Raw genomic sequence first — 11,262 nt, 5'->3', positions numbered from 1 at the left:
GGTGAAAAACCCGATAACTGGGAGGCATCTGGAAAACGCATTAAACGAGGTTTATATCAATCTGCTGCGGGTTATTTGATAAATGCCGATTGTAACGGTGCAGCAAATATTCTCAGAAAAGTATCTGGAAGGCTTAAGCTTAACTTAAGTCAACTAAGTAGAGGCGCTTTGACTACGCCTTTAAGAGTTCATTTTTGGACTTCTTAAGAATCTGCGCGTCTTTAGACCGCAGAGTTTCAACAGTATTTTTAGGGCCAACACCAAAGCGGCAATTGTCCCAGAAACGCAGAGATCTCCGCGAACAATAAAATCCATTACTTCAGTGATGGGAATAAATACTAATTCAATTTCTTCTGTAATATCTAAGTTTTGCTCGCCCACTTGATAAATATTTTGGGCTAAAAAAACATGAATGCCGTTGGTGTCTTTGGGGGGATTATCATACAGAACGCTTAAAAATGTCCAATCTTGACTCTGATAACCCGTTTCTTCTTCTAACTCCCGTCTAGCGGCCTCTTCTGCTGATTCTTCTGGGGAATGGAAATGACCGGCTGGTAATTCGAGTAAGACTTTTTGTACTCCATGGCGATATTGACGCACAAATAAAATGGTTCCTTTTGGGGTAACGGGGACAATCATGGCCACTTCTGGACGGATACTGACAAAATAATCATCAATGATGGTTTGGTTGGGCAATTGGACAGTATCTTGGCGAACCTGACACCAATGATGATTAAACGCGAGGTGGGAGTGTAGAAGTTTCCAGGGTTTGGGCAAGGTCATGGGAGTGGGATGGGAATGGGGGAATGGGGGAATGGGGGAATGGGGGGACGCGGGGACACGGGGACGCGGGGACACGGAGAATGGGATGGGGAAATGGGGGGATTACCGATTACCGATTACCGATTACCAATTACCACGCGTTTCATGTCCGCGACGCAAGGAAAGCGCTGTAAGTTATCATTGTTCACACCACCAAGCAGCTCTTTGACCGTGAACCTAGATCTGATTTTAGTCTTCTTTGTGGGCATGATTCCACCGACGTTATCCTTATGGATGATGCGTAAGGTAGAACTCCAGTGTCAACAGCGACATGAACGCATTTTACAAGCCTATCGCGATAGACCCTTACAATCTCCAAGGGAACGGTTATTGCAGGATAGGCCGTCGTCCTTAGCTCCGGGAACGGGGATAGATACGATTATTGGTGATATTACTTGCCAATATAACGCGCGATCGCCCTATCTGAGATGTGCCATTAATCCCAATGGCCCTTGTGAAGAGTGTCCCCACTATGAACCCACCCAAGAGGATACAGGGTTTCGAGGGTCTAAATCTTGAAGCGGGGTAGATTGTTATCTGTACTCCCCCAACTGCCACAACCGGTTTGGATTTTAGCCGCCGGCCGTCTCTTATCCCAAATTGGTATCGGCTTTACCCTGTTTTATGCCCCCATTTTCTTTGTCAATCAAGTGGGACTCTCCGCCACTCAGGTCGGACTGGGATTAGGCAGTAGTGCCTTTTCTGGCATTCTAGGACGGTTTCTAGGGGGCAATTTTACGGATTCCCCCCAATGGGGTCGCCGTCGCACCCTGTTACTATCAGCCCTGATTTCGGCGTTTGCGGATGGGGTTTTGGCCCTAATTGTTGATTTTCCCACCCTGGTTTTGGGTAATCTGTTGATGGGTTTGGGAACGGGATTCTATTGGCCAGCGACGGAAACCGTAGTGGCCGATGTTACCACGTTAGAGCAACGGAATGAAGCCTTTGCCCTCACTCGATTGGCCGATAGTTTAGGACTCGGATGTGGCGTGTTGTTGGGAGGTCTATTAATTCAAGTCGGCTTAAATTTTCGCTGGCTGTTTGTGATGGACGGTGTATCGTTTCTGGCGTTTTTCGCCCTGATTTATATTGCCATTGAGGAAACCCGACCCCCAAACCCCAAGCCCCGGACGCAAAAGGGTTCCAATTGGGGGGTGGCTTTGGGCGATCGCCAGTTACAAAAGTTCGCGATCGTTAATCTTCTGTTCACCATCTATGTTTCCCAACTGCAAAGCACCCTACCCCTCTATTTCAGCAACTTTTTAGCCTCCGGGGGCTTTTCTCCCGCCATCATTAGCGGCTTATTTACCGGGCAAATTGCCTTTTTAGCCCTCTGTCAGCTCCCCATCGCTCGCACCTTAAACCGTTGGAGTCGTCCCCAAGGGTTAATGCTATCCCTATCGGTTTGGAGCGGCAGTTTCCTCCTGGTGTGGATTACCGGTGGAGTTTCTCAAGGGGCCTTATTTTGGGCCATTAGTGCTTTAGCAGGGGTCGCTGTTGCCACAGCCCTATATACCCCTTCCGCCTCGGCGCTGGTAGTCGATTTCGCTCCAGAAGACTTAAGGGGAACCTATTTAGCTATTAATGCCCAATGTTGGGCCATTGGCTATCTGATCGGCCCCCCTTTGGGAGGATGGGTTTTAGACCAGTCTCGGATCATCATCGATGGGTTTTGGCTGGCGATCGCCTTCAGCACTCTCCTCGGTATCTGGATCTTGCGCTCTCTTGGGAATAGGGAGTAGGGAATAGGCAAAAGGTAATTTCCCCGTGTCTCCGTGTCTCCGCGTCTCCGTGTCCCCCCATCCCCCCATCCCCCCATCCCCGCGTCTCCGTGTCCCCCCATCCCCCCATCCCCGCGTCTCCGTGTCCCCCCATCCCCCCATCCCCGCGTCTCCGTGTCCCCGTGTCTCCCCATCCCCCCATTCCCCCCTACTTCGTCAACACACCATGGAGAAAAATATCCGCCATTCCTTCAGCCATTTCGCGCATGGACTGGGGAGAAGCGTCCGGTTCAATAATGGTTGTATCGCTAAATCCGGCAATCACAAACATGCCCAAAAATACCTGGGCGACAATTTTAGGATTCATCTGGCGATAAACGCCCCGATCCATCGCTGTTTGAAAGAATGCTTCGGCCACATCCGTCATTTTATCGATCACATCCCCTTGAATGCGATCGCGCAACTCTGGATGAAACTGAGCTTCCATAAAACAGACTCTCATGCGATCCCCATTGCGATGCAAACTCATCATTCGCCGTCGCATCACCTGGGGAATATCGCGATAACTGCCCATTTCGCTTAACTCCGTGAGCAGATCCGTCAAAATATCAATCCAGCCTTGGGTAGCAATTTCCAACAAAATCGCCTTCTTATTACTAAAATGCCGAAATAGAGTCCCTTCCGCCACCCCCGCCGCTTGAGCTAGATCCCTCGTGGTTGTGCCATCATAGCCTTTGCGAGCAAACAAATGTTGGGCAGCTTCGAGAATGCGAGTTCGGGTTTGGGTTTCCGGTTTCGGGGTAGAAGTTGTTATGGTCATCTTCTTAAAGTCAGGTTAATATAACTCTCTTACCCTGTTGTATTGTGATTCAGGATGCCTTAGAGCAATTAATCCGTAAAACTTCACACAACATTACAAAAGTTCTCTAAAATTGCTGCAAGGGTCTAGGAATCCTCCAAAATCCATTCAGAAGAGCGATCCCCCAAATCCAGGATCAATGTCAAGGCCTTTCCCAACCGGGGGCGATCGCTGGTTTGTTCAATATAAGACCGCAATTGTTCCGTTGCTCCCCAGTCTTGCAGATAGAGGGCAATGCGGCTCAGATGGGCCAGATATTCATCTGGAGACCAAGGGAAAGACGCTTGCTCCAAATATTTCCACATAATTTGCACCAGGATTTTCCCCTGGCTCCTACGGATTTGCATATCGTAAGAGCGTCCCCATTTATTGCGTAACAATTGTTGTAACTCTTCTCCGGTCATTTTTCTGCTCCCGATCCTCAAAGTGCAAAATTCTTCAAAACTCACCGCAAACGGGTGTTAAAAAATGTAATAATGCTCTCATACAAAGTGTAAACTGAGGATTGGCCAAAATTTACAGCCATTTTCGCGCTTGATGAGGTAAGCCCCCTGCCTGTCGGCAGAAAGGGCGGATTTTAGAAATGGGGACAGCGTGAAAAACGTTTTCCCATTACCGATTACCCATGACCAATTACCGCGCGAAGCGCTGTAAGTGGTCATCTTTGAGTAGGGGCACACTTTGCCTCCTACAGACACCTAAAAAAAGTTAATTGATTAAGAAAACGACAGATGACTCAAGCTTCTGGATCGGCAGATGTCCCCAACATGGGACGGCGGCAATTTATGAACCTCTTAACCTTTGGTTCCGCAACCGGAGTGGCTTTAGGCGCACTTTATCCGGTGGTCAAGTATTTTATTCCTCCCTCCGTTGGTGGTGCTGGAGGCGGGACGACAGCTAAGGATGCGGCCGGTAATGATGTGGTGGCTAGTGAGTATTTAGCCAGTCATCCCGCAGGCGATCGCTCCCTTGTCCAAGGACTCAAAGGCGACCCCACCTATTTAGTCGTTAAACAAGACAAAACCTTAGCCAGCTACGGACTCAACGCCGTATGTACTCACTTGGGTTGCGTTGTGCCTTGGAATCAGAGTGAAAACAAATTTATCTGCCCTTGTCATGGCTCCCAGTACAATGCGGAAGGTAAAGTCGTTCGCGGGCCTGCTCCCCTATCCTTAGCTCTGGCCCATGCTGACGTAACCGATGATAAAGTGATTCTCAGCAACTGGGAAGAAACTGACTTCCGCACCAACGAAGACCCCTGGTGGACTTAAATCCCCACTTTAAGCGCTGAATTTATAAAGTCTACATCCTGTTCATAACTGATGAAATACTGTTCTGTTTTAGCAACATGGCGCAGGTTGGTGTTAGTGGCGATCGCGGCCATCTCTATCTTTGCCGCCTCCGATCTCATTAACCCCCAACCCGCAGCAGCCTACCCCTTTTGGGCCCAAGAAACCGCTCCCATAACCCCCCGTGAAGCTACCGGCCGCATTGTCTGCGCCAACTGCCACCTCGGAGCCAAACCCACTGAAGTGGAAGTGCCCCACTCCGTCCTCCCCGACACTGTATTCAAAGCCGTCGTTAAAATTCCCTACGACACCAGCGTACAACAAGTCTTAGGTGATGGTAGTAAAGGGGATCTCAATGTCGGTGCAGTCCTGATGCTGCCGGAAGGATTTAAGCTTGCGCCCGAAGATCGCATCTCTGAAGAACTCAAAGAAGAAACCGAAGGCCTTTATTATCAAACCTATACCGCAGACCAAGAAAATGTAGTCCTGATTGGCCCTATTCCGGGTGAAGACCATCAAGAAATTGTCTTCCCCATTCTCTCTCCTGACCCCAAAACGGATAAATCCATCAACTATGGTAAATATGCCGTTCATGTGGGCGGAAACCGAGGTCGCGGTCAAGTCTATCCCGCCGGAAACAATACCAACAATACCGTTGTTCCTGCTTCTGTAGCTGGAGCGATCGCCAGCATTAATGAACTCGAATATGGCGGCTATGAAGTCACCATTCAACCAGCCGATGGAGATGCTGTTGTTGACAGTATTCCTGCTGGCCCCGAATTAATCGTTTCTGAAGGGGACGAAGTAGAAGCCGGACAAGCTTTAACCAACAATCCCAATGTGGGCGGTTTTGGTCAAGTGGATACGGAAATCGTTCTCCAAAATGCCACTCGCATTCAAGGGATGATTGCTTTCTTAGTGCTGATTATGATCACTCAAATCTTCCTCGTTCTGAAGAAGAAACAAGTGGAGAAAGTCCAAGCAGCAGAAATGAATTTCTAAACCTTGGGATACTCTCGCAAGACAGAAACCGGGTTTCTTCAAGAGACCCGGTTTCTCATAGATGATGACTTCAAGCGCTTAAAACAGTTGTGGAAGAACAAGGGCGAATCACATTATCAAATTATGCCCAACAGGTAGGGGTCTCCTATAAAACAGCTTGGCGCTGGTGGAAACAGGGCAGGCTGATGGGGGAGCAGTTGGAGAATGGTTCGATTTGGATTGATGAGTCTATGCTGTTACCAGAGCGAGATTGGTTAAAAGAGCAGCTAGAAATTGCGTCTCAGGAGCGGAAAGAGTTAAGAAACCTTTTATATGAAGTTTTGTTAGAATTACGACAGTTAAAGGGGGCTGAAGCCCCAAATCCTTGGCCGTCTGAGGTAGGGATGGATTATAGTCATTTGGTGGATTTACTGGCGGCTGGGAGTTGGCAACAGGCGAATGAGTATACCTGGCTATTAGTGTTGGCGCTGGCTGGATATGAGGAGGGGGACGATCTGGCTCTGGAGGAGATAGAAGCGCTACCGAAGACCGATATAGAAACCTTAGATCGGCTGTGGTATGAGTATAGTGAGGGTCGGTTTGGATTTGGGGTGCAGGAATGGATTTGGCAAGAGTGCGATCGCCATTATGACCGATTCTGCGATCGCGTGGGCTGGCGCATTCAGTCCAAATGGTTAAGCACCGATGAACTCAAGTTTTCCCTCTCTGCACCCATGGGACATCTTCCAGCAATTATCTGGCGCAACCGTGCTTGTTATGGTTTGGGCTATCATTCTCCAGACGAAGTATTAGAAACTCTGTTTTCAGTTCAGCAATAGGGAACACAGAAGAGGAAAAACTAGATTTTCCCCTTTGACCTTTTCAGGTTCAACTCCGCATCTCTTGCCACAGTTGGGTATAACCCTGCTGAGTTTGCTCCGATAGAGGTAAGAGAAATTCACTCTTGGATAAAACCGTAGGATCGGGAAATTTGATCCCAGAGTTCAGAATAGATGGGGTGAGCTTCTCCCGGTTAGCGGTGATTAATAACGGTGAAACGGTATCGGTAAATTGGGAAAGTTTGAGGGCTAAATCCGGATCTAAAAACTGGTCGATCCATTCCTGAATACCCAAATGATTGGGACTTTGGGTCGGACTCACCCAGAGATTTGCCCAAAGTGCGGTTCCAGATTGGGGAATGATGGCTTTAAGTTTATACCGATTTAAAACCGGTAAAATATCCGTTGACCATCCCAGAGCTAACCAAGAATCCCCTTCAATCAGAGGCTTTAGGTATTGGTCAGAGCTATAAAATTTAACTTGTTGATTCAGTCTTTTTAGGGTGGGGAGGAGTTCGGGAATGGTTTCTAAATCGGGATGATTATAGGAATAACCGAGGGATTTTAGGGTTAAACCAATGACTTCTCTGGGTTGATCGAGCAGGGAAATTGACGAGTGTAATTCTTCTCGCCATAAATCTGACCAATCGGTAGGTTCCCAACCGAGGGATTTAAATTTATCCGGTCGATAAACGATCGCCGTGGTTCCCCAACTGTAGGGAACCCCCCAAACTTCTCCATTGGGATCGAGATGCCCTTGGCGATCGCGCCTCACTAACGCTTGCCAACCTTTAGGCAATTGCTCCCAAGAGAGCAAAGAGGTATCGAGGGGTTGGATCAGTTGATTGGCGATCGCCTCTCTTAACCAAGCATCCCCCAGGGTAACCAGATCTGGAGGAGAGGGAGAAGTGCGCCAAAAAGCTAAATTCTTGAATAGGGAATTCTCAGAATCCTTGGGTTCGGGTTCCAGAGATTGGAATAGGCGATCGAGTTGACTCACCGGGATCACCTCTAAACCCGCACTCTCCGGTAGAGCTTTTTTGAGTTCATTAATCAGCGTCGCCGGAATTGACCCCTTTAAGATATAAATCTTTAAGTTAGTCGAGGCACTACATCCAGTCATTAAAACCGATGCCCCACAGACGCTCGTGAGCGCTAACCCTGCCGTTTTCAGGCTTCCAGACAAAAATCTTCGACGATCCATAACTGAGAAAAGATTAAGTATTTATTTACAGTTTTTACTAAAAGTTAAATGATCCAAAAATAAATCAAGAATCTTGTCAAAGCCTATCTAAAATCGTATAGAACAATCTAAATCTTCACACCACGGAGTTTCCTATGGAAATCTTAGAAACCCAAATTATGATGCTCATGGAAAAAATAGAGAGCATGTCCCATGCCATTGAACGGCTTAATTCTAAATTCTCGGTACTCGAATCGCAACCTAGCGCCAGCCATTCTACAGAAGAAGCGACTCACCTGCCAGAACGGGCTGTCACTAGCCACTCCTATACCCAGGACTTATCGGATCTGCCCATTTGGGATCATAAAGATGTGTTAGTCGATGATGATTATGAGAATCATCGCGATATCTCTGAATCCCGCTCAGATGCGTATTTGTCCCCTGAACTGCAAGTGCAGCGCTTAACCGCACAACTGACGGCGGCTTATAATCGCATTGCCGCTCTAGAAGAGCAATTACTCTCGAAGCGGATTCACCTATAGCGGTAGGCGCTAGGGAAGAGATAGGGAAAAACGATTGACCCATTACCCATTAGGATAGCGATCAATTAAGGTTTCGATCGCCTTAAGCAGAGTTTCTTGTCTCCAATTTTGACCAAGGGTAGCGGCGATCGCGCAACCCCCCGCCCCCACCCCTTCTTTGACAAACCCTTGTTCATACATTTGAAGTTGGCCATACTTAGACTGGGCAAAACTCAGTTGGGTTGCCATCAGAGGAACTGGAGGTAAGAGTTTCGCCAAACCCACCGTATCTCCAGTGGGATCTTCCGCCACCCATCGCGTCGTCCCCACGACGACTTCAGACGTATCCCAAATCCAGTTTTCTTCCTCAGCAATCGCTCGGATTAAACCATACACTGCTAACATCTGAGTGCCGCCAGCCAAGAGTACGCCACAGTGTTGACTGGCGGCGATCGCCATGCCAGCAGCTACCGGTTGCATGGGATCGCCTACTGCTGCCATTAACTCCCACACCGATCTCGGTTGCTCAAACCATCTCGCACGCTCTAACCCCCGCTTCACCACCTCAATCTTCTGATCGTGGTTACAGGTGGGATGACTACTATTAACTTTACCCGATGCTGACAATCCCAACCCCGTTAAAATCGCCAATGCGGTGGTTGTTCCCCCCACCACACATTCACCAATAATCAGATAATCGGTTTTTTGTGCCAACTGCCCTCCCCATGCTTTCCCTTGGTTAAACAGATGACGCACCACCTCTAGATCTAAAGCTTGTCCGCTACTGACACAGAAGGCAGGAGTTCCTCCTAAATCTACTGCCTCTACCGGAGGGCGATCGGGTAATCCCGCATTAAACAGGGTTATGGGAATCTGAAGCGCTTCACAAATGGCACGGGAGATAAACACCGGAGAAACCCCCGCCTGTAAAGGTGGTAAGGGATAAACATATGTCGGAGCCACCCCTTTGTATAAAAATTCAGCATCCGCCAAACAAGTATAGCGCCGGTCTTCCGGTGTTGCCCCCGCCGCCGAGATTCCCGGAATTAAAGCTGTTTCGGTAAAACCGAGAATACAAGCAAACTCAGCCCGCCTCCCCCGATACTTCTTTAACCAAGTTTCTCCCCGATTTATCTCCGTATAAACATTGATCATTTTGGTAATTGGTAATTGGTAATGGGTTCTTTCCTATCTCCCCATCCCCCCATTCCCCCACACCATCTACTCCCGATCCAACAAAACTTCTACCCAAGCGGGAGGCAAGGGAATGGGGTTACCGAGCTTTTCCAGGAGCAAACTAGAAACCAAATGGACGACGAACAGATAGATAAAATTATTGATTAAAACCATAACTACGGCGATCGCCTGTACCACCATAATATCCGGCTCGGCCAACAATCCCAACTTCAGGAACATCCAATCTACCAACCCGGTAACCTGTGCCATCAGATACAGCCATAGGTCTTCACCGAGGAGAATGGACACCAACCAAATCTTAAAGAAAAATCCGATCGCCCCCAAAAGCGTCCCCAAACCAATAGACAGACACCAACTCGCTCCCCGTTTCCACATCATCCCCAACTGCACTCCCAACAGTCCAAAGGGAATCAAAAACAGGATACTGCGGGTTGGCCCCATTAACACGGTTAACAGCAACCCCGTTACCGTCATTGTCATCCAAGCATTACGATTTCCCCAGCGCAAATAGGCCAAGGCGATCGGCACGGGAAAAAAAATCCGCAATAATGGCCCCGGTGGAAAGTAATAATTCACCAGCCAAATTAGACTAGAGGTACTCGCTAAAAATGCCGATTCCACTAGAGGTAACGTCAGATTCACCTGACTCTCCGGCTTTTGATTACCCATTCCCATTACCTATAGTGTTTTTAATGAGATGTCTACTTGAAAAGCCCTCTCCCTCAATCCCTCTCCCACTCCGAGAGGGACTTTTCTCCCCTTCTCCCGTGGGAGAAGGGGTTGGGGGATGAGGGGCAACCATTGATAACTCATTTGAAAACGCGATATTACCCATTACCCATTACCCATTACCCATTACCCATTACCAGCGCACAGCGCTATACCATCAAGCGCTCCAAAGCACCCAAATCCGGAATACAGAGAGTATCGCGATCGGGGCGCACAATCAACTTTTTCTTTTCCAATTTACTCAGAACCCTAGTCACCGTTTCACGAGCCAATCCACTTAAAGAGCTTAATTCTCGATGGGGTAAATTAGGAATTTCCACGCCCTCAGCCGTTTTCGTTCCTTGACCATCGGCCAAAAATAAAAGAATATCTGCCACACGGGAGGTACTATCCGACTCTCGCAGTCGTAAGCGTCGGTTCACTTGCCGTAAACGTCGAGCCATCAATTGGGCCAACCGGATACCGGCCTTCGGTTCCGTATGGATCAGATGGACAAAATCATTAGCGGGCATATTACCAATCGTCGTGGGCGCTAAGGTAATCACATCAGTAGAGCGGGGAACCTCTTCTAAGGGAGCCATTTCCCCGAACAACTCCCCCTTACCGATAATATTAAGAGTCACTTCCTTACCATCTAAATTATAAGTACGAATTTTAACCCATCCTTCCAAAATAAAATAAACGGAGCTACCCCAATCATTTTCCAAGAGGATGACTTGGTTAGAAGGATGTTCTCGCACCACTACTTGCGCCGTCGTCCGTTCAACAATCTCCTCCGGTAAGCCTTCAAAAAAGGGAGCTGATTTAATGAGTTCACGCTGATTTAATTCACCACGGGACTTGTGTCGTTCTACCATAAGGGTAATGTGCGAGATTCAAAAGACGAAAAAGCTCTCATAGCGACGGCTGAGGGCAGGCCATGGGTTTACACCTAAACAATAAGGCAATCATAACGTAAAGTGCTTCAAAATCTACAAGATTCGACTATCAATAGGGGCGATCGCCCCCACCACCGGTCGATCGCCATCGGGTGAAACCTCCCTAACTATACAGATTAACGGGTCAGCCATCGGCGATCGCCCTCCATGGCCAGAACCCATAAAGTTAATTTTCTCATCAAA

The 11,262-nt window shown here is 48.2% G+C and carries 14 protein-coding genes and 1 pseudogene; 7 read left to right on the top strand and 8 right to left on the bottom strand.

All coding sequences use genetic code 11. From position 1 onward, the window contains the following. Nucleotides 1-207: pseudogene (locus PJF56_RS17860) on the top strand (IS200/IS605 family accessory protein TnpB-related protein); the annotation flags it as partial. On the opposite strand, the gene PJF56_RS17855 reads toward PJF56_RS17860, so the two are convergent. Next, a complete protein-coding gene (locus PJF56_RS17855; protein WP_283764056.1) occupies nucleotides 181-783 on the bottom strand; it encodes an NUDIX hydrolase in 603 nt (200 codons plus the stop codon). The pseudogene PJF56_RS17860 and the gene PJF56_RS17855 sit on opposite strands and share 27 nt — an antisense overlap. A gap of 210 nt (nucleotides 784-993) precedes the next feature. Between PJF56_RS17855 and PJF56_RS17850 the strand changes: the two genes are divergently transcribed. Both PJF56_RS17850 and PJF56_RS17845 read left to right on the top strand, forming a co-directional pair. Next, on the top strand, nucleotides 994-1,341 hold the full coding sequence (locus tag PJF56_RS17850; RefSeq protein WP_283764055.1) for a DUF6464 family protein: 348 nt from the start codon (nucleotides 994-996) through the stop codon (nucleotides 1,339-1,341). Nucleotides 1,342-1,352: 11 nt separating this feature from the next. Beyond that, nucleotides 1,353-2,564 (top strand): MFS transporter, encoded by a 1,212-nt coding sequence (locus PJF56_RS17845; protein WP_283764054.1) that lies wholly within the window; start codon nucleotides 1,353-1,355, stop codon nucleotides 2,562-2,564. 187 nt (nucleotides 2,565-2,751) lie between these two features. Here PJF56_RS17845 and PJF56_RS17840 read toward each other — a convergent pair whose 3' ends face one another. Both PJF56_RS17840 and PJF56_RS17835 read right to left on the bottom strand, forming a co-directional pair. Continuing rightward, a complete protein-coding gene (locus tag PJF56_RS17840; protein WP_283764053.1) occupies nucleotides 2,752-3,363 on the bottom strand; it encodes a TetR/AcrR family transcriptional regulator in 612 nt (203 codons plus the stop codon). 125 nt (nucleotides 3,364-3,488) lie between these two features. After that, entirely contained in the window at nucleotides 3,489-3,806 is a 318-nt protein-coding gene (locus tag PJF56_RS17835; protein WP_283764052.1) for a DUF3067 family protein, read from the bottom strand. 327 nt (nucleotides 3,807-4,133) lie between these two features. Here PJF56_RS17835 and petC point away from each other — a divergent pair, with 327 nt between their 5' ends. From petC to PJF56_RS17820, 3 genes are all read left to right on the top strand, one after another. Beyond that, the gene (petC, locus tag PJF56_RS17830; protein WP_283764051.1) at nucleotides 4,134-4,673 is read left to right on the top strand and encodes a cytochrome b6-f complex iron-sulfur subunit; all 540 of its coding nucleotides are present in this window, start codon (nucleotides 4,134-4,136) and stop codon (nucleotides 4,671-4,673) included. Between the two features lie 51 nt (nucleotides 4,674-4,724). Further along, nucleotides 4,725-5,693, top strand: a complete 969-nt coding sequence (gene petA, locus PJF56_RS17825) for a cytochrome f (protein ID WP_283764050.1) — start codon at nucleotides 4,725-4,727, stop codon at nucleotides 5,691-5,693. A gap of 89 nt (nucleotides 5,694-5,782) precedes the next feature. Next, nucleotides 5,783-6,511 carry a GUN4 domain-containing protein gene (locus PJF56_RS17820; protein ID WP_283764049.1) on the top strand — a complete coding sequence of 243 codons (729 nt, stop codon included), beginning with the start codon at nucleotides 5,783-5,785 and terminating at the stop codon, nucleotides 6,509-6,511. Between the two features lie 49 nt (nucleotides 6,512-6,560). Here PJF56_RS17820 and PJF56_RS17815 read toward each other — a convergent pair whose 3' ends face one another. Next, nucleotides 6,561-7,715, bottom strand: coding sequence for an extracellular solute-binding protein (locus tag PJF56_RS17815; protein WP_283764048.1), 1,155 nt, complete (start codon nucleotides 7,713-7,715; stop codon nucleotides 6,561-6,563). Between the two features lie 134 nt (nucleotides 7,716-7,849). Between PJF56_RS17815 and PJF56_RS17810 the strand changes: the two genes are divergently transcribed. Beyond that, nucleotides 7,850-8,236, top strand: coding sequence for a hypothetical protein (locus PJF56_RS17810; RefSeq protein ID WP_283764047.1), 387 nt, complete (start codon nucleotides 7,850-7,852; stop codon nucleotides 8,234-8,236). Nucleotides 8,237-8,278: 42 nt separating this feature from the next. Here PJF56_RS17810 and cobT read toward each other — a convergent pair whose 3' ends face one another. The 4 genes from cobT to PJF56_RS17790 all read right to left on the bottom strand — a co-directional run bounded on the left by cobT (nucleotide 8,279) and on the right by PJF56_RS17790 (nucleotide 11,241). Next, nucleotides 8,279-9,370: a nicotinate mononucleotide-dependent phosphoribosyltransferase CobT gene (gene cobT / locus PJF56_RS17805; RefSeq protein WP_283764046.1), complete on the bottom strand. Its 1,092-nt coding sequence runs from the start codon at nucleotides 9,368-9,370 to the stop codon at nucleotides 8,279-8,281. Between the two features lie 66 nt (nucleotides 9,371-9,436). Further along, a complete protein-coding gene (locus tag PJF56_RS17800; protein ID WP_283764045.1) occupies nucleotides 9,437-10,081 on the bottom strand; it encodes a DUF2232 domain-containing protein in 645 nt (214 codons plus the stop codon). A 209-nt stretch (nucleotides 10,082-10,290) separates the two neighbouring features. After that, nucleotides 10,291-10,998, bottom strand: coding sequence for a Crp/Fnr family transcriptional regulator (locus PJF56_RS17795; RefSeq protein ID WP_283764044.1), 708 nt, complete (start codon nucleotides 10,996-10,998; stop codon nucleotides 10,291-10,293). A gap of 114 nt (nucleotides 10,999-11,112) precedes the next feature. Beyond that, the gene (locus PJF56_RS17790; RefSeq protein WP_283764043.1) at nucleotides 11,113-11,241 is read right to left on the bottom strand and encodes a hypothetical protein; all 129 of its coding nucleotides are present in this window, start codon (nucleotides 11,239-11,241) and stop codon (nucleotides 11,113-11,115) included. Nucleotides 11,242-11,262: the final 21 nt, after the last annotated feature.

Source organism: Roseofilum halophilum BLCC-M91 (assembly GCF_030068445.1).
GTDB lineage: Bacteria > Cyanobacteriota > Cyanobacteriia > Cyanobacteriales > Desertifilaceae > Roseofilum > Roseofilum halophilum.
This window is presented reverse-complemented; position numbering and strand designations above follow the sequence as displayed.